Genomic DNA, 18,281 nt, shown 5'->3' with positions numbered 1-18,281 from the left:
TTGCTCGGTCCCATAGAAGACTTCAGAGACAATCAGCCGTTCCGCCCGATCTTCTGCAGTCCCTCGGTGATCATCATGTCGGAATAGACGCGGTTGCGGCCATTTGCCTTGGCGAGGTAGAGCAACTGGTCGGCGGCGTTGAGCTGGTTGTCGAAGGGTTCGCCCTTTTCGATCTCCACCACGCCGAGGGAGATGGTCAGCGCCAGGCTGCTGCCGCTCAGTTGCCGGCCGTTCTTTTCCACCTGTTCCCGCAGCTCCTCGCAGAACTGATAGGCGGCATGCGCATCCAGCCCGCGCAGGAATACGGCAAATTCCTCGCCGCCAAGCCGGGCGGGGATGTGCTGTTGCTCGTCGCACATGGTATGCAGAAGTTCGGCCAGCTTTTTCAGCGCCCTGTCGCCGGCATCGTGTCCCAGCGTGTCGTTGATCTTCTTGAAGTGGTCGATATCGAGAATGGCGACGGCGCCACATTCGTGAGTTTCATTGATGACCTCCATCAGCGCCCGCGTCCGTTCAAAGAAGGAGCGACGGTTTGGCAGGCCGGTGAGGTGGTCGCGTTCTGCCAGCTCGCGCAGCCGCTTCAACTGCTTCAAGGTCTCGATATTGTTATCGATGCGACATTGCAGTTCTTCGGGCACGAAGGGGCGGTAGACGAAATCAGATGCGCCCGCCTTGAGGAAGCTCGCCGAAAGCAGCCGGTCCGTGGAGGAAGAGATACCGATCACCCGCAAATCCTCGGACGAGCGGCTGTCGCAGATGCGGCGCGTCAGTTCGTAGCCGTCCATGTCGGGCATATGATAATCGGTGATGACGAGCTGGATCGTCGGATCCTGCGACAGTATTTCCAGCGCCTGCTTGCCCGAATGGGCCTCGCTGACCCTGAAATTCTGCCGCTCGAGAATTTCGACGAGACCGGAGCGTGCCGCACGCACATCATCGACGACAAGAACCGAAAAGAGCTTGTTGTTCAAAATACGCTGGACGGTTCGCACGACAGCATCGACGGTGCGATGACCGTCCTTGACAATATAATCGATGATTTTCTTTTCGGCGTAGCGCTTGCGCGCCTCGTCGTCCACGGTGGCGGTGAAAACGATCGCCGGCACCCTGCGCTCGGATAGAAGGGCCAGAATTTCCCCCTTGGGCGCGTCGGGCAGATTGAGACCCGTCAGAGCCAGCGTGAAATCATGGGCCTGCATCAGCGCATCGGCCGCCGCCATGCTGTCGCAATGGAAAATCGCGGCTTCCGTTTCCTCCGAAAGCCGCGTCTTCAGCAGCATGGAAAGAGCAACGGAATCTTCAATCAGAAGGATTTTGTCCTGCATGGCCGTCCCCAAGCCCCCCTGGCCTGTCCCCCGGCTTTCCCATCGCCGAATTTCCCTCATCCGCGTCTCCGCAAATTCGGGGCTCGACTTATGTTTATTTGGGAAAATTCGGAATGGAAAAGTTTTTGTATCCCTAATCTACACGCCTATGCGCGTATAGCCTTCTTGTCGAAGGCGGGTTTTGTACTGCATTTTCCTTGCGTCTTCGTTACAAAATCTGGCCAATTCTATGAATGGCGTTTATCTTCACTACTTTGGAGCGCGAAAAATAAAACGGCGCCCTAAAGGCGCCGCGTCACTGCTGATTATGCGTCAGGATTTATTCTCCGCTGAAAAATCCCGATGCCTGCCGGCTTCAAAAAAGCAGGTTTTTTCAGGCGGTTTTAGCGGCAGGCTTGCGCTTCAGCATCAGGGCGGCGGCCGCAACGGCCTTCAGCCCGAGCGGGCGGTAGTGGCTTTTGAGGTCCGGCTTCACCTGCGGCTGTGCCTTCGTCTCGTTCGTCATGTCTCTCTCCACGGTTCACGCCAAACGCCTCTGCGATGCGTGTGAGCCATTTCTTTCGCGGCTAATCTTGACGGATTCGAGGCGAAGAAAAACGAAGCCGGCTTTCCCGGCTGCGACATTTTGCGTCACACCCTCCGCCGGCTTGGCGGGAGAGAAATCAACCTTCGGTTTTAAATGCTGCGGTCGAGGCCGTTACCACCGTTGGAATCATCATGGCCGTCTTCCTCGATCGTCAGAGTACCGTAGCGGCGGTGCCAGAGGCGGGCACTGATGGGAATGAAGACCAGGTAGGCAGCAACCGTCAGCACCAGAACTTCCCATGTGAAGCTCATGAGCATCGCGACATAGAGAACGACGACGAGGATCATCGGCAGCACCAGGTCGCGACGGATGCGGCTGGTGCCGGATTTGCCAGACCAGACCGGAAGTCGGCTGATGAGAAGGTAGCCGATCAGCACCGTATAGGCGGCGGCGACGTAAGCGAAAGGCTTGTCCGGCTCGACGCCGAGAAAGCCAAGATAGACCGGGAGAAGCACCAGCATTGCGCCCATAGGCGCCGGCACGCCGACAAAGAACTCGTTTTGCCAGGGGGCTTTCACCGGGCGCTCGATCATGACGTTGAAACGTGCCAGACGCAGGCCGGCGGCAATGACATAGATGAGCGCGGCGATCCAGCCGATGGAACGCGCCTGATCAAGCAGATAAGCGTAGACGACGAGGGCAGGGGCGACGCCGAAATTCACGATATCGGCAAGCGAATCCATCTGCTCGCCGAATTTGGATGTCGCCTTCATCATGCGGGCGACACGGCCGTCGACGCCATCGAGGAAAGCCGCGAGCAGCACCATGCCGACGGCGAGTTCGAAACGCCCCTCGAAAGCAAGGCGCACACCGCTCAGGCCCGCACAGATCGCCAGAACGGTGATGAGATTGGGGACCAGAAGACGAAAGGGAATTTCGCGCAGTCGCGGGCCACGGCCGCTGTCGCTGCGGCCATCGGCTTTTCCGTTCTGCTGCGTCTCCGAAATCGACGTTTCCATGCGCATGCCCTTCCTGTTTACCCTCAGCCGCGGCGGCTGAGGACCGGACCCTTGGCCGAGCCGAATTCGGCAAGCACGGTTTCACCGGCAATTGCCGTCTGGCCGACCGATACGCGCGGCTCGAAACCAGCGGGAAGGAAGATGTCGAGGCGCGAACCGAAGCGGATAAGGCCGAAACGCTCTCCGGCATCAACTGGTTCATTCGGCTTCACCCAGCACACGATACGGCGGGCGACCATGCCGGCAATCTGCACCACGCCGACCTTGCCATGCGAGGTCTCGATGACCAGACCGTTGCGCTCATTGTCCTCGGACGCCTTGTCGACTTCAGCGTTGAGGAAAAGGCCAGGACGGTAAGCAATATTGACGATGCGACCGCGCACAGGCGAACGGTTCACATGGCAGTTGAACACGTTCATGAACACCGAGATGCGCACCAGCGGTTCCTTGCCGAGTTCCAGTTCAAGCGGCGGAACAACGCTCTGCACGGCAGATACCCGGCCATCGGCAGGGCTGATGATGAGATCGTCATCCTGCGGCGTCACGCGCTCGGGGTCACGGAAGAAGTACGCGCACCAGGCCGTCAGCACGAGGCCGACCCAGAAAAGCGGTTCGGCGATCCAGCCGAGCACCAGCGAAGCGACGAAGAAGGCCGCCACGAAGACATAACCTTCCTTGTGGATCGGTACGATGGTGTTGCGAATGGTGTCGAACAGATTCATGAGATTCCTTGCTCCGGTTTTCCTCTGTCGCCTTTATATGTGATCGTGATACGACACGATCCACACGGCATTGCGACAAATTTGCCTAGCTGGTTACAGCCAAAAGGGCCGCCCGGCAATGGGCCGGGGGCCATGAGCCCCGGTTACCAGGGGTTATGCGCCTCAATGCGCGGGCTCGCCACGATCGATGACGCCGAGATCGTCGGTTTCCCGCACATGGCGCAGCATCTCCTCCGCCCGGATTGCCTCGCGCTGGCGGCTCCACATCGAGGCATAGAGACCGTTCTGCGCCATCAGTGAGGCGTGGGTGCCCCGTTCGGCGATCAGACCGTCCTTCAGCACGATGATTTCGTCTGCGTGGATGACCGTGGAAAGGCGGTGGGCGATGACGAGCGTCGTCCGGTTCTTCGAGACGATGTCGAGGGCGCTCTGGATTTCCTGCTCGGTATGCGTATCGAGGGCCGACGTCGCCTCATCGAGAATGAGGATGGGCGGCGCTTTGAGGATCGTTCGTGCAATTGCCACCCGCTGCTTTTCGCCGCCGGATAGCTTCAGGCCGCGTTCGCCGACCATCGTCGCGTAACCCTCCGGCAGCTTGCCGATGAAGGCGCTGATCTGCGCCGCATCCGCTGCCGCTTTCAGATCTTCGTCGGTGGCGGAGGGGCGGCCATAGCGGATATTGTAGGCCAGCGTGTCGTTGAACAGCACCGTGTCCTGCGGCACCATGCCGATAACCGAGCGAAGGCTCTTTTGCGTCACGTCGCGAATGTCCTGCCCGTCGACGGTAATGGAGCCTTCCTGAATGTCGTAGAACCGATAGAGCAGCCGCGAGATCGTGGATTTTCCCGCACCCGAAGGGCCGACGATCGCCACCGTCTTGCCCGCTGGCACGTCGAAAGAGATGCCCTTCAGGATCGGACGCTCCGGGTCATAGGCGAAATGCACGTCACGGAAGGAGATGGCGCCCGGGCCAGCCGCAAGCGGTTTTGCATCCGGACTGTCGGTCACTTCCGCTTCCACCTCCAGGAGATCGAACATCTGCTCGATATCGGTCAGCCCCTGGCGGATTTCGCGGTAGACGAAGCCGATGAAATTGAGCGGCACCGAAAGCTGCAGAAGCAACGCATTGACGAAGACGAAATCGCCGATGGTCTGTTCGCCCCGCTGGACGGCCAGCGCCGACATGACCATCATGATCGTGGAGCCGATGCCGAAGATCACGCCCTGGCCGAAGTTCAGCCAGCCGAGCGACGTCCAGATGGAGATCGCTGATTTTTCGTATCGCTCCATGGCGACATCGAAACGTCGCGCCTCCATCTCCTCATTGCCGAAATATTTGACCGTTTCGAAATTCAGAAGCGAGTCGATCGCCTTGGTATTGGCGTCGGTATCGCTGTCGTTCATGGCGCGGCGGATGCCGATACGCCAGTTGCTGGCCCGCACGGTGAACCAGATATAGGCCCACACCGTAACGACGGTGACGAGCACATAGGAGAAGCCGTAGGAGGCCCAGAAAATGATGGCCGTCAGCAGGAATTCGATGAAGGTTGGCGCGGTGTTGAGGATGGTGAAACGGACGATGGTCTCGATGCCCTTGGTGCCACGCTCGATAATCCGCGACAGCCCGCCGGTCTTGCGTTCCAGATGGAAACGCAGTGAAAGCCGGTGCATGTGAACGAACGTTCTGTAGGCGAGTTGACGCACGGCATGCTGGCCGACGCTGGCAAAAAGCGAATCGCGCAGCTGGTTCAGGCCAATCTGGATCAGCCGCGTCAGATTATAGGCAATGACGAGCGCCACAGCGCCGAGCAGGAAGGCCGGAACCAGTCCCGCCATATCGAGCTTGCCATTCAGTGCATCGGTCGCCCATTTGAAAAAATAGGGAACGGCGATCAGCACCAGCTTGGCAACGACCAGAAATATCGTTGCCCAGATGACCCGCATCTTCAGGTCCCACCGACCCTCGGGCCACATATAGGGCCAAAGATTGATAAGGGTCTGGGTCGGATTGCTGGAATCCGCTGAAATCGTTTTTTTGGTCTTGGCCATCATTCTCTCCGGTCACTGCCGGAAGCCGACAGCAGGACGGCGGCTTTGCTCAAGCCGCCGCGCGTGTCACAGATAGGGTCGTTGCGGGCTTACTGCAACGCGTCAACGGTCAGGAGCCGCTCTTCAGCCGCTTGCGGTGGAGTTCTTCCGCATTCGGCAGCGCTTTTTTCGGCACGCCGAAAATCTGGCCGGGCTCGATCAGGTCAGGGTTTTTGATCTGGTCCTCGTTAGCGAGGTAGATCGTCGTGTAACGCACGCCCTGTCCGTAAACGCGACGGGAAATCTGCCACAACGTGTCGCCCCGGCGGATGATGACACTGTTCTGGCTTTCGGCGAGGGGTGCCTGTTCGAAGGTCTGCGGGCCGGCAGGTGCCTGCGGAGCAGGAGCAGCGGGCGCGGTAATGTGCAGTTCGGCAAGGCGGCTTGCGAGCGCGGCGATGCCCTTGCCGATGGCTGCGACATCGTTCGGCCATGCCTCGACCGTCGCTTGCACCTGACGCGCCTTGGCCGCGATATCGCCAACGAAGGCCGTGAAGGCAGGCTCGGTTGCAGCGGCCGTGCGGAACTCGGAGAGCGATTTCAGCGCGATCACGACTGCCGAGCGGCCTGCGATCGCCTGATCAAGCGCGGGCGTCGCCTGATCCCGGTATAGATTGGAGAGAATGCCAAAAGCCTTGGCAACATCGTCGCGCAGCTTTTCGAAAGCGGCGCGGTCGCTCGCCGTGCTCTGGTTTTCCGATGGTGCCGCTGATGTCGTGGCCGCTGGCGAGGCGGAGGGAGCCTGCATCGCAACGGTTGCCTGATCGGTCTGCGGCCGCTCGAAGGGAACGCGCACACGCACCTTGGCGGTGCCATCCGCATTCAGCTCTTCGACGGTGACGATATGGCTGCCGACAGCCAGCTCCACATTGCCTTCGATGACGAAATGCCCCGACGCTTCTGTCGCGGTCTTGCCGATTTCCGTCTCATCGACGAGCGCGCGAACCGTCGAACCGGCGGGCGCGGAGCCGGCCACGAAAATCTTCGATCCTTCGAATTCGACGGCGGTGACCTGGACGCTCGAGGTCAGCGGCGCAGCAGCAGAAGGTGCACTGCCCGCGACCGGGGCGGTGGCGGCATTTGCGCTGTTCCCGGTCGTCGCTGCCGGCTGCTGTGCGGCCGTCGCCTGTGGCTGGAGTGCCGCCGGGGCCGCATCCGGCATGGCCAGCACCCGGCTTGCCTCGCCGGGTTTTGAAACCATGGCCAGCAGTTCGCCGGATTTGTTCTGCGGCACGGAGACTGTCGCCACTTCTTCGGACTGCGTGGCCTTGCCGTTTGCGTCCGTGGAGCGGAGCACCAGCTCGTGGTCGCCGGGCGGCAGGGGATTGTCGAAGACGGCAGCGAAATCGCCGCTTCCATCGATCTTCGTCTCGGCGATGACCTTGCCGTTGCTCAAAATCTCGAGTTTACCGCCGGGCTGTGCCTTGCCTGCAATCACAGCCGAGCCATCAGGCTCCACACGCAAGACGTCGAACGTCGGCGCGCCGGTGGTCGCCTGCGCGGCGCTGCCGCCAGCCGGGGTCTGCGCCGGAGCCTGTGTTTGCGTCGGTGCTGAAGGAGCAACCGGCTGAACGGGCCTTGGCGCACCATCGTCTGTGCCCGCGAACACACCGGCCAGGCGGCGCACCTGTGCCGCCGCCGCTGCTGCACTGTCGGGCAGGCCGCGCAGGAACGCCGTTGTGCGTTCGGCCGCAGCGCGGGCGGTGGTAATGAGCCGCGATGTCGTTTCATCCAGCGACTCGGGGATGTCGATATTCGTGAGTTCCTTCAGAGAGGCCTCGACCTTCTTGCGGGCAGCTGCGAAATCAGCATCGGAAGGAACCTTGTTGTCGGCGAAAAGGCCCGAGAGATCCTTGATGGACTGCGTAGCGGAGGCGGCGCGACGACCGACCTTGTCGGCGATGTTGGCCGTTTCCTCTGCTGCGTCGGAGAGGATGTCGCCCGCTTTGTCAGCGCCCATTTCAACGCTGTTCTTTACGGCGTTGCCGGCCTCGTTGATGGCGTCACCGATCGGTTTGCCGTCGTTCGAAATCCGCGGCAGGACGAAAAAGATCATGAGCAGGGAGGCAATTCCCAGCACGATCAGCGCCAGCAAACCGGCTTTGTTATTTTTCATCCTGTGCGCTCCGGGTATTCCAAGCTTTGAACATGAGTTGAGATTGCTAGCGTCTTACCTTGCGACAGACAAGCGGCGTGTGGCCAAAAGGCCATATTTGCAAGGGATTTCCCAAATTTTCTTGACGTGCCGCAGCGCGCATAGTTCCTTCCCTGCATGACGGACAAAAATACAACGATTCGATCCATCTGCGTTTATTGCGGCTCCCAGCCCGGACGTGATCCCGCCCATATGGAAGCAGGCCGCGCGCTTGGGAAAGCCATCGCCGAAAACGGCATTCGCCTCGTCTATGGCGGCGGTACCAAGGGGATCATGGGCGCGGTTGCCAGCGGCGTCCTTTCCAATGGCGGCGAAGTGACCGGCATCATACCGGAATTTCTGGTCGACATGGAGGCAACACGCCATTCTCTCGGACAATTGAACGAGCTTGTCATCACCAAGGACATGCATGAGCGCAAACATATGATGTTCGAGCGCTCGGATGCTTTCGTAACCCTGCCGGGCGGCGTCGGCACGCTGGAAGAGATCGTGGAGATCATGACCTGGGCACAGCTCGGCCGTCACGCCAAGCCAATGGTCTTTGCCAATATCAACGGTTTCTGGAACCCGATGCTGGAACTCGTGCAGCATATGCGCGACCAGGGCTTCATCCATCGCGCGCACCTTCTCAACCCGCTCATCGTCGATGAGGTGAAGGACATCGTGCCCGCCATCATCGACAGGGCGCTGGCGCAGCAGAACCCCGATGGCGATCCTTCGGTGATTTCCCGCCTCTAGAGCGAGCAATCGTTAACGGCCATTTGGGCGGAACGTTACAACTTTAAATGTATATTAATATAGATTTAACGGCGGCCTTTTGCCGCCGGTCGTTTTCGTGGCCCAGCGACTGATCCTGTGTCACCGTCTCCGAGGCGTTGGTTTTCGCGGAATTTTGCTCCGCCGCCTCGGGTGGGTGTCATCGGCAATGATTGCTTTTGTAATGCGGCTGAAGAGCCGGACGCATTTCATTATCAAGAGAAACCCGCTGCGGGGTAGGGAGGTCGTGTTCGGTTCGGTCGCCCGCCGCCGGGCGGAGGCTAAGACGCGGCTTGCGCTCGTGATCGCTGTCTTCGTTGCGATTTACGCCGTCGCCGCGGCGCGCCTCGTTCAATATGGGCTGGCCGAACCCGTTTCCACCGCGTGGATCAATACCGGCGTCAACGCCATCGCCTCGCGGCCAGACATCGTCGATCGCAATGGCACGCTGCTTGCGACCGATCTCAACATGGTGTCGCTCTACGCCGATCCGCGCCGGATCGTCGATCCGGACGAGGTGGTGGAGAAGCTGGCAACCGTCATCCCCAATCTCGACTGGCGTGAAACGCACCGCCGTTTGCGCACGGACACCGGGTTCCAGTGGCTACGGCGGCAGCTGACGCCGCGGCAACAGGCCGATATCCTGAACCTCGGTTTACCCGGTATCGGATTTCGGCCGGAAAAGCGGCGCTTTTATCCCGGTGGGCCGACAGCGTCCCATATTGTCGGCCACGTCAATGTCGATAATCAGGGGCTTGCCGGTATGGAACGTTACCTCGACCAGCAGGGGCTCGCCGATCTGCGCGCCGTGGGTCTCGCCAGTGGCGCGCCGCTGGAGCCGGTCCGGCTTTCCATCGATCTGAGGGTCCAGAACATTGTCCGCGACGTGGTCGCGAAGGCGAAAACCGCTTATCAGGCCGAAGCTGCGGGGTCGGTGATCCTGGATGTGGAAACGGGCGAAGTGCTGGCCATGGCCTCGGTGCCTGACTACGATCCGAACGAACCGTCCCGCACCCTCGCCGATGGCAGCATTGACAGGGAGTATGAGAAAGGCTGGTTCAACCGGATGAGCAACGCCACCTTCGAGATGGGCTCGACCTTCAAGAGCTTCACGCTGGCCATGGGTCTGGATGCCGGGGCGATTACGCTCGGTTCGGTGGTGGATGCCTCACGGCCGATCCGTATGGGCGGTTTCACCATCAAGGATTTCAAGGGCCGGAACCGGCCGCTTTCCATACCTGAAGTGTTTCAATATTCGTCGAATATCGGCACGGCGGCGGTGGCGGACAGGGTCGGTGTCGAGGGCCATCAGCAGTTCCTGACGAAGCTCGGGCTGCTGACCAGAATGGACACGGAAATGCCAGGCGTTGCTACGCCCACGCAGCCGAGAAACTGGAAGAAGATCAATTCCGTCACCATCTCCTTCGGCCATGGCGTTGCCACCACCCCGTTGCAGACGGCGGTGGCCGCTGCCGCGCTGATCAATGGCGGAAACCTGATCGCGCCGACCTTCCTGCCGCGTTCGAAAGAGGCGGCGTCATCGCTCGCGCGCAGCGTCATCAACGGCAAGACGAGCGCCGACATGCGTTACCTGTTCAATTGGAACGGCATCAAGGGTTCCGGCCGCGGCGCGCAGGTGGACGGGTTTCATGTCGGCGGCAAGACCGGGACGGCAGACAAGGTGATCAATGGCCGTTACGCCAAGGACATCAACTTCAACGCCTTCGTGGCCGGTTTTCCCATGCACAAGCCGAAATATGTCGTGCTGACCATGATCGATGCGCCGAGGACTGGGGTGAACGGTGGACGCACGGCGGCATCGACAGCCGCCCCGATGACGCGTGAGATCATCGCTCAGACAGCCGGCCTGCTTGGTGTCAAACCCCACTTTGGAGAAGTGGGCGCGCAGCAGCTGCTGGTGGATTACTGAATTAGTCCCCCCGTTATGACGGGGGAAGAGGTCTGAACAGCTTACTTCTTGAGCCGCATCAGGCTTGAGGCGGTGTAGATCGCAAGCGCTGCCCAGATCATCGCAAAGGCGGCCATGCGCACCGTATCAAAGGGTTCCTTGAAGATGAAAATTGCGATGAGGAAGATCATCGTCGGCGCGATATATTGCATGATGCCGATGGTCGATAGCCGCAGCAATTTTGCGCCGTTGCCATAGAGGATAAGCGGGACAGCGGTGATCACGCCGCTCGCCGCCAGAAGCCATGTATCGGCGGAATTGCCGCCCATAAAATGGGCTTGTCCGCTAAAGGCAAGCCAGATCATGACCAGCACGGCCGGGATGGACAGCAGCATGACTTCCAGCAGGAAGCCCTGCGTGGCGCCGATCGGCAAGGTCTTGCGAAAGAAGGCGTAAAAGCCCCATGAGACGGTGAGCGCGATGGAGACCCAGGGCAGGCTGCCCGCATGCCAGGTGAGGATGGCCACGGCTACGGAGACGAGGCCGATGGCGGCGATCTGCGCCGGATAGAGCTTCTCCTTCAGCAGCACTGCGCCGAGGAAGATACTGAACAGCGGATTGATGAAATACCCAAGTGCGGCATCGAGCGCCCGTCCTGCGCCGATTGCCCAGATATAAATGCCCCAGTTCACGCTGATGAGGGCGGCCGTCAGGCTCGCCATGGCCAGCATTTTCGGGTTTCTCAGCGCACTCCTGATCTCCGATGTACGCCCGATTGCGATAAGCACCGCTGCGGCGATCGGCACCGACCAGACGACACGATGAACGATCACCTCGATCGGCGAGATATGCGCAACCGCCTTCATATAGATGGGCAGGAAGCCCCATAGGAGATAGGCTGAAAGCGCGAAAGCAAAACCGCGCGCGCTATCGCCGCCCTCTTGGGCCGGGAGCGTTTTGTCGAGTGCCATGGGAGTACCACCACTTGTTGGGATGCTCCGTTATATCGGATCAAATTGGCGTGAGCCAATTCATTTCCGTGAAGCATTCATGAGAATAACTGCACGAATAAAGGGCGCCTTGCCACGGAAATGAGCTGGATAATGGCTGAGGTCGTGATTCCCGCAGCAGATCCCGCGTGAATCATTCTCTAACCTTTTCGCGCCAAGGCGCTGAAAGGACTGCCTGTTTTCCGGCGAACCGGTCATTGGCGCGGATCAGCTGGTCAAGAATGCCCGGCTCGGTCATGGCGTGTCCGGCGGCTTCGATGATATGGAAGTCCGCTTTCGGCCATGCCTTGGCGAGCTGCCAGGCATATTTCAGCGGGCAGGGCATGTCGTAACGCCCATGCACGATGACGCCGGGAATATCCCTGAGCTTGCCGGCATTGCGCAGCAATTGTTCGTCCTCCAGCCAGCCGCCATTGACGAAGAAGTGGTTCTCGATTCGCGCGAAAGCAATCGCATATTTGTCCTCACCGAAATCCGCGACGCGGTCTGGATCGGTGACAAGCGCAATGGTCGCACCCTCCCACTGGCTCCAGGCCTTGGCGCATTCGAGCTTCTTTGCCTCGTCGGTGCCGGTAAGATAACGGTTATAGGCCTGCATCATCTGGCCGCGTTCGGACTCTGGGATAGGCGCGATGAATTTTTCCCATTGATCCGGGTACATCTCGGAAACGCCGAACTGGTAGTACCAGTCGAGTTCCGACCGGGTGACGGTGTAGATGCCGCGCAGAACGAGTTCGCTGACGCGGTCGGGATGGGTTTCCGCATAGGCAAGAGCCAGCGTCGAACCCCAGGAGCCGCCGAACACCAGCCATTTCTCGAACCCGCAGAGTTCACGCAGCCGTTCAATATCGGCAACCAGATGCCATGTGGTGTTGGCTTCAAGTTCCGCATGCGGCGTGGAGCGGCCGCAACCGCGCTGGTCGAACAGGATAACATCGTAAAGATCTGGATCGAACACCCGGCGATGCGTCGGGTTCACGCCGCCGCCGGGGCCGCCATGCAGAAAAACCGCTGGTTTCGCACCTCGCGTCCCCACTCTTTCCCAATAGATGGTATGGCCGTCTCCGACATCGAGCATGCCGGTTTCGAAAGGTTCGATCTGGGGATAGAGGCCGCGCAGTTCTTCAGTCATGTTTTATCGTTCCTCAGGCGGCCATTCGGCCGTGTCATGATCCGGGTGTTGGTAGGAGGTGATTTCGGCCTCGTCAACGCCCTGTTCGACTGCCGGTTTGGAGAAGAGCTGCTCGATCCACGGCATCCGCTTGTGGATGTTGACCTGCACCTGCGGCTCGATTTTTTCGGGATGATCGAAAGCGCCGATGGCGATCTCGACACCGCCAGGATAGTGATAGGTCAGAGGTGTGCCACACTTGTTGCAGAAACCGCGATGGATTTTCTGCGACGAGCGAAAAAGGGACGGCTGGCCGCGTGTCCATGTCAGATGTGCCTGATCGGCAGTCACAAGTGCGCCAAAGAAATTTCCGAAATGTTTCTGGCACATGCGGCAATGGCAGATGGAGGGCCTGCTGAGCTTGCCCGCATGGAACCGCACGGCGCCGCACTGGCAGCCCCCGGCAAAACCCGTTTCGCTCATTGTCTGTTCTCCGGTGGCCAGTTTTCGGTGTCGTGGTCGGGGTGCTGATAGGAGACGAGGTTGGCAAGGTAGTCGACTGAGGTCAGGTCGTCTTCTGTCGGAACGGCGGGCAGGGTGTGGATGTCATCCACGAAGGCGACCTTCCGCTCCACGCCCCACTGGATGGTGGGCGGAAATGCCGACGGATCGTCAAAGGCACCGGCCGCAATCGCCATGCCATCCGGCGCTTCATAGGTGAGGGGCGTTCCGCATTCGGAGCAAAATCCGCGCTTGATGACGCTCGAAGACTGAAACCGCTTCGGCTCTCCCCGCGTCCACTCGAATTCCACCTCGCGAACGGAAACCAGCGGCGCATAATAGGCTCCGAACGCCTTCTGGCACATGCGGCAATGGCAGACGGAGCTGTCTTTGAGATCGCCCACGGCACGAAATCGAACCGCGCCGCACTGGCATCCACCCGTATATGTCGTCATACTCGGTCCTCCCTGATTGTCCTGATAATGTGCAGACAGACATTATCTAAGTCGGTGAGGACTTCGTGGTTCCAGAAGCGGAAGATGTTCCAGCCGTCTTTTTCAAGCCGCGCAGTTCTTTCCTGATCGTAGCGTAGTGCTGCATCAGATGTACGTTGAGAACCGTCCACTTCGACGACGAGGCGATGATCCGAACAGGCGAAATCGACGATAAAACCGGCAATCGGCATTTGCCTGCGGAAACTCAAGCCTTCAAGGCGATGGACTCGAATAGCATTCCAGAGCTTTAGCTCGGCATCCGTCATTACTTTACGCATTTGCTTCGCATATTTGCGATGCACCGGGTCTACGTCTGCATGCGGCATGATTTGGCTCGCCGTTTAGCTGCTTTGCCTCAGATTGGTTGAGGTAATTCAAAACCGCAAGCGGATTGTGGTGACCGTCTGGCCCCCCTCTGCCCTGCCGGGCATCTCCCCCACAGGTGGGGAGATCGGCAAGAAGCACGTTCCTTGACTCATCCGCAACGTTAAATTTGGGCGTGCGATAACCGCGATTGATCTCCCCACCTGTGGGGGAGATGCCCGGCAGGGCAGAGGGGGGTAAACCCCAGCCACCAATGCAAGCCTAGCGCTTCAACTCCCACGTCGTCGTCCGCTCACCGGTTTCCTTATCCTTGCCGTCCTTCAGCTGAACACCCTTTTCCGCAAGCTCATCGCGAACGCGATCAGCCTCCGCAAAGTTCTTCGCTTTCAGCATTTCCAGACGCAATTCCACCAGAGCATTGACCGCCGATACAATGGCCTCATCCATTTCCGCCTTCTTCGGGAGGACGCCGAGCAGAGCGGCGCTGGCCGCGAAGGCGGGCAGTCTGGATGCATCGGTGTTGGCGGCGTGAGCGAGAGCATGGAGCGCCTGAACAGCGGCGACCGTGTTGAGATCGTCTGCGAGTGCCTCCAGCACGGTTTCATCCGGCGCGGCATTGGAGGCTTCTACCACCGGCCATTTGGCGAGCAGGCGTTCGGCCTCTTCCAGACGCTTCACCGAGAAATCGATCGGCTCGCGATAATGGGTCATCAGCATCGCAAGGCGCAGAACCTCGCCCGGCCATTGTCGTCCGCCAAATTTGTCCGTGTGGAGCAATTCATAGATTGTCACGAAGTTGCCTTCGGACTTCGACATCTTGCGGCCTTCCACCTGCACAAAGCCGTTATGCATCCAAACATTGGCCATGACATGCGTGCCGTGCGCGCAGCGGGACTGGGCGATTTCGTTCTCGTGATGCGGAAAGATGAGGTCGAGCCCGCCGCCGTGAATGTCGAAAACTTCACCGAGGTAGCGGCCGGACATGGCCGAGCATTCGATGTGCCAGCCCGGGCGGCCGCGGCCCCAGGGGCTTTCCCAGCCGGGTTCGTTGTCGGAGGAAAGCTTCCACAGCACGAAATCGCCGGGGTTCTTCTTGTGGGCGTCCACCGCCACGCGCGCGCCCGCCTGCTGCTCGTCCAGCGGACGCTTCGAAAGCTGCCCGTAATCCGCCATGGAGCGAGTGTCGAACAGGACCTCGCCACCGGCCGCATAGGCATGGCCGCGTGCGATCAGCTTCTCGATGATATCGATCATCTGTGCGATATTGTCGGTCGCGCGCGGCTCGACACTTGGTTGAAGGCAGCCCAGCGCCGCGACGTCCTGATGGAACTGGTCGGCCGTCTTTTCCGTCACGGCGTGGATGGCATCGTTGAGCGGCAGATGCGGATAGTCCCGCAGCGCCCGCGCATTGATCTTGTCATCGACGTCGGTGATGTTGCGGGCGTAGGTAACGTGGTTTTCGCCGTAGGCATGCCGCAGCAGCCGGAAGAGAACATCGAACACGATGACGGGGCGCGCATTGCCGATATGGGCGAAGTCATAAACGGTCGGCCCGCAGACATACATGCGCACATTTTCAGGATCGATGGGCGCAAATTCCGCCTTTTCGCGGGTCAGCGTGTTGTGAAGTTTCAGGCGCAAGGACATGCGGCGATTCCCTAAAGGCAGTCAGTTGTGCGGACCGGGCCGTTTGTCTGTAAGACCTTGCGGGAGACGAAAACGAGCCGGCCGGTGGCGAACCAGCAAAATTATTTCAGCAGCAGGTGCAGATCGTCGTTTTCATGACTTGCGTTATGGCGCGGCGGTCATGCGCGGTCAAGCGTTTCTCTCGTCACTTTGGCTGATCCGCTGACCGGCATCACTCCGGCAGACGGTAATCCACGAACCGGTTTTCCCGGACCAGGAAGAGCTTGCCAGTCTCTTTGAGATCGGGCGAAGCAAGCGGCAGGATGGCCGCTGCCACCTCGGAAGGATGCGGCACGGTGGCGGGATCTTCGCCGGGCATGGCCTGGGCGCGCATCGCCGTGCGCGTCGCGCCCGGATTGATGCTGTTGACGCGCAACGCACTCTTTTCCGTTTCCGCGGCCCAGGTGCGGGCGAGCGCTTCAACGGCGGCCTTCGACGTGGAATAGACACCCCAGAAGGGACGACAGCTATGGGCCACTCCTGAAGACAGGATCAATGCCCTGCCGGCATCCGATTTCATCAGCAGCGGCTCGACCGAGCGGATCAGCCGCCAGGTGGCCGTGACGTTGATGTTCATCACTCTTTCGAAGACCTTCGCCTCGATATGACCAACCGGCGAGATGACGCCGAGGACACCGGCATTGGCAACGAGGATATCCAGCTTGCCCCAGCGCTCGTAGATATTCGCGCCCAGCGCGTCGATGGCTTTCATGTCGGAGAGATCGAAGGGAACCAGCGTCGCGGTGCCGCCGGCAGCCTTGATGGCGTCGTCCAGCTCCTCAAGGCCGCCCACCGTGCGGGCGCAGGCGATGACATGGGCGCCGGCCTTGGCCAGCTCCAGCGCCGTGAAATAGCCGATGCCGCGTGACGCGCCGGTGACAAGAGCGATGCGCCCCTTGAGATCGATAGTCATGGTCTCCCCCGAAATGATTGCGCCTTCTTCTACGAAGCCGCAGCCGCCCGCTGCAAGCAATTAAATTGTCGCAGCTGGCCTGCCAAATGAAAGGCAAGAAAAAAGCGGCCGCCGGAGACCGGTGGCCGCTTCTTGTATCGCGCTTATCAGCCGTTGCTGGCCAGCATGGAAATCTTGCTGCCCATCGCCTCGCCGTTCTTGTCCAGGAGGCGGGTCGGATAATCGCCGGTGAAATAGTGGTCGGTGAACTGCGGTCGCGCCGGATTGCGGTTCTCACCGCCAACGGCGCGGTAAAGTCCGTCGATCGAGAGGAACGCCAGCGAATCGGCGCCGATATATTTCGCCATCGCCTCGACGTCGGCATACTGGTTGGCGAGCAGCTTGTCGGCATCAGGCGTGTCGATGCCGTAAAAATCGGGGTGGAAGATCATCGGGCTGGCGACGCGGATATGAACTTCCTTCGCGCCAGCCTCGCGGATCATCTGGACGATCTTGACCGAGGTCGTGCCACGGACGATAGAATCATCCACTAGCACCACGCGCTTGCCTTCGATCATCGCCCGGTTGGCAGAATGCTTGAGCTTGACGCCGAAAGCACGGATCTGCTGGGTGGGCTCGATGAAGGTGCGGCCGACATAATGGTTGCGAATGATGCCGTATTCGAAGGGAATACCGCTTTCCTGCGCAAAACCAAGCGCTGCCGGCGTGCCGCCATCGGGAACCGGGACAACGACGTCGGCTTCGAGCGGGGCTTCCTTGGCAAGGTTTATGCCCATGTTCTTGCGCGTCGTGTAGACGTTGCGTCCGCCAACGACGGAATCGGGGCGGGCGAAATAGACATATTCGAACAGGCAGAGACGCTCCGGCTGCGGCTTCGACGGCTTGCGCGCATCGATGGTGATCGAACCGTCAGGCTGGATCTCGCAGATGATGACTTCGCCGTTTTCAACGTCGCGGACGAATTTCGCGCCGATAATATCGAGAGCGCAGGTCTCCGAGCAGAAGATCGGCTTGCCGTCCAGCTCGCCCATGACCAGCGGGCGGATACCGATCGGGTCACGCGCGGCAATGAGCTTGGTGCGGGTCATCGCCAGCATCGAATAACCGCCTTCCATCTGGCGGATGGCGTCAATGAAACGATCGGCGGTGGATGAGTGGCGGGAGCGCGCGATGAGGTGCAGCACGACTTCGGTATCGGACGTCGACTGACAGATCGCGCCGGTGGCGATGATCTGGCGGCGAAGCGTCAGGCCGTTGGTGAAGTTGCCGTTATGGGCAATGGAAATGCCGCCTTCTTCCAGCTCGGCAAACAGCGGCTGCACGTTGCGCATCGCCACTTCGCCGGTCGTGGAATAACGCGTGTGGCCAATCGCGATGGAGCCGGGCAGACGGGCAAGGGTTGCGGGATCGGTATAATGATCGCCGACGAGGCCCATATGGCGTTCCTGGTGGAAACGCTTGCCGTCGAACGAGACGATGCCGGCTGCTTCCTGGCCACGATGCTGCAGCGCATGCAGGCCAAGCGCGGTCAGCGCCGAAGCATCGGCATGGCCGAGAATGCCGAAAACGCCGCATTCTTCATGCAGCGTATCGCCGTCGATCTCTTCCTTGAAAGTGGCCTCAGGAAACTTGGAATGCGAAAGCGGCTCAATCATGCGGCTTGCCCTTGCTCTCTACCGAGAAAAAAGAAAGACCTCGCCGGCGAGTATCTCTCCCGGTCAGTCCGTCTGTGTCGTGCTTGA

General features: G+C 60.0%; 16 protein-coding genes. 2 read left to right on the top strand and 14 right to left on the bottom strand.

Features of this window, described 5'->3' with window-relative positions; translation table 11 throughout:
- Nucleotides 1-32: 32 nt before the first annotated feature.
- The 6 genes from AT6N2_RS05220 to AT6N2_RS05200 all read right to left on the bottom strand — a co-directional run bounded on the left by AT6N2_RS05220 (nucleotide 33) and on the right by AT6N2_RS05200 (nucleotide 7,796).
- Entirely contained in the window at nucleotides 33-1,325 is a 1,293-nt protein-coding gene (locus AT6N2_RS05220; RefSeq protein WP_209089013.1) for a GGDEF domain-containing response regulator, read from the bottom strand.
- Nucleotides 1,326-1,698: 373 nt separating this feature from the next.
- The gene (locus tag AT6N2_RS24315; RefSeq protein ID WP_256366749.1) at nucleotides 1,699-1,830 is read right to left on the bottom strand and encodes a hypothetical protein; all 132 of its coding nucleotides are present in this window, start codon (nucleotides 1,828-1,830) and stop codon (nucleotides 1,699-1,701) included.
- A gap of 170 nt (nucleotides 1,831-2,000) precedes the next feature.
- Nucleotides 2,001-2,870 (bottom strand): CDP-diacylglycerol--serine O-phosphatidyltransferase, encoded by an 870-nt coding sequence (pssA, locus tag AT6N2_RS05215; RefSeq protein ID WP_063951120.1) that lies wholly within the window; start codon nucleotides 2,868-2,870, stop codon nucleotides 2,001-2,003.
- A gap of 23 nt (nucleotides 2,871-2,893) precedes the next feature.
- Nucleotides 2,894-3,592 carry a phosphatidylserine decarboxylase gene (locus tag AT6N2_RS05210; RefSeq protein ID WP_209089010.1) on the bottom strand — a complete coding sequence of 233 codons (699 nt, stop codon included), beginning with the start codon at nucleotides 3,590-3,592 and terminating at the stop codon, nucleotides 2,894-2,896.
- A 162-nt stretch (nucleotides 3,593-3,754) separates the two neighbouring features.
- Nucleotides 3,755-5,641 carry an ABCB family ABC transporter ATP-binding protein/permease gene (locus AT6N2_RS05205; protein ID WP_209089007.1) on the bottom strand — a complete coding sequence of 629 codons (1,887 nt, stop codon included), beginning with the start codon at nucleotides 5,639-5,641 and terminating at the stop codon, nucleotides 3,755-3,757.
- Between the two features lie 109 nt (nucleotides 5,642-5,750).
- Nucleotides 5,751-7,796 (bottom strand): LysM peptidoglycan-binding domain-containing protein, encoded by a 2,046-nt coding sequence (locus AT6N2_RS05200; protein WP_209089004.1) that lies wholly within the window; start codon nucleotides 7,794-7,796, stop codon nucleotides 5,751-5,753.
- Nucleotides 7,797-7,952: 156 nt separating this feature from the next.
- Here AT6N2_RS05200 and AT6N2_RS05195 point away from each other — a divergent pair, with 156 nt between their 5' ends.
- Nucleotides 7,953-8,573 (top strand): TIGR00730 family Rossman fold protein, encoded by a 621-nt coding sequence (locus tag AT6N2_RS05195; RefSeq protein WP_063951048.1) that lies wholly within the window; start codon nucleotides 7,953-7,955, stop codon nucleotides 8,571-8,573.
- Between the two features lie 187 nt (nucleotides 8,574-8,760).
- On the top strand, nucleotides 8,761-10,521 hold the full coding sequence (locus AT6N2_RS05190) for a peptidoglycan D,D-transpeptidase FtsI family protein (RefSeq protein WP_209089001.1): 1,761 nt from the start codon (nucleotides 8,761-8,763) through the stop codon (nucleotides 10,519-10,521).
- Nucleotides 10,522-10,562: 41 nt separating this feature from the next.
- Here the strand turns inward: AT6N2_RS05190 and rarD are convergent, their stop codons facing one another.
- The 8 genes from rarD to purF all read right to left on the bottom strand — a co-directional run bounded on the left by rarD (nucleotide 10,563) and on the right by purF (nucleotide 18,194).
- A complete protein-coding gene (gene rarD, locus AT6N2_RS05185) occupies nucleotides 10,563-11,471 on the bottom strand; it encodes an EamA family transporter RarD (RefSeq protein WP_209088999.1) in 909 nt (302 codons plus the stop codon).
- Nucleotides 11,472-11,643: 172 nt separating this feature from the next.
- On the bottom strand, nucleotides 11,644-12,642 hold the full coding sequence (pip, locus tag AT6N2_RS05180; RefSeq protein WP_209088996.1) for a prolyl aminopeptidase: 999 nt from the start codon (nucleotides 12,640-12,642) through the stop codon (nucleotides 11,644-11,646).
- Nucleotides 12,643-12,645: 3 nt separating this feature from the next.
- Nucleotides 12,646-13,104: a GFA family protein gene (locus tag AT6N2_RS05175; protein ID WP_209088993.1), complete on the bottom strand. Its 459-nt coding sequence runs from the start codon at nucleotides 13,102-13,104 to the stop codon at nucleotides 12,646-12,648.
- Complete coding sequence (locus AT6N2_RS05170) at nucleotides 13,101-13,577, bottom strand: GFA family protein (protein WP_144575020.1); 477 nt, start codon at nucleotides 13,575-13,577, stop codon at nucleotides 13,101-13,103. The genes AT6N2_RS05175 and AT6N2_RS05170 overlap by 4 nt, the downstream gene beginning before the upstream one ends.
- Entirely contained in the window at nucleotides 13,574-13,942 is a 369-nt protein-coding gene (locus tag AT6N2_RS05165; protein ID WP_209088990.1) for an endonuclease domain-containing protein, read from the bottom strand. Before AT6N2_RS05165 ends, AT6N2_RS05170 begins: the two co-directional genes overlap by 4 nt.
- A 259-nt stretch (nucleotides 13,943-14,201) precedes the next feature.
- A complete protein-coding gene (cysS, locus tag AT6N2_RS05160) occupies nucleotides 14,202-15,587 on the bottom strand; it encodes a cysteine--tRNA ligase (RefSeq protein WP_209088987.1) in 1,386 nt (461 codons plus the stop codon).
- 211 nt (nucleotides 15,588-15,798) lie between these two features.
- Nucleotides 15,799-16,539, bottom strand: coding sequence for an SDR family NAD(P)-dependent oxidoreductase (locus AT6N2_RS05155; RefSeq protein ID WP_209088985.1), 741 nt, complete (start codon nucleotides 16,537-16,539; stop codon nucleotides 15,799-15,801).
- Nucleotides 16,540-16,685: 146 nt separating this feature from the next.
- Nucleotides 16,686-18,194, bottom strand: a complete 1,509-nt coding sequence (gene purF, locus AT6N2_RS05150) for an amidophosphoribosyltransferase (protein WP_209088982.1) — start codon at nucleotides 18,192-18,194, stop codon at nucleotides 16,686-16,688.
- Between the last annotated feature and the right edge of the window lie 87 nt (nucleotides 18,195-18,281).

The sequence above is a fragment of the Agrobacterium tumefaciens genome, assembly GCF_017726655.1.
GTDB lineage: Bacteria > Pseudomonadota > Alphaproteobacteria > Rhizobiales > Rhizobiaceae > Agrobacterium > Agrobacterium tumefaciens_B.
This window is presented reverse-complemented; position numbering and strand designations above follow the sequence as displayed.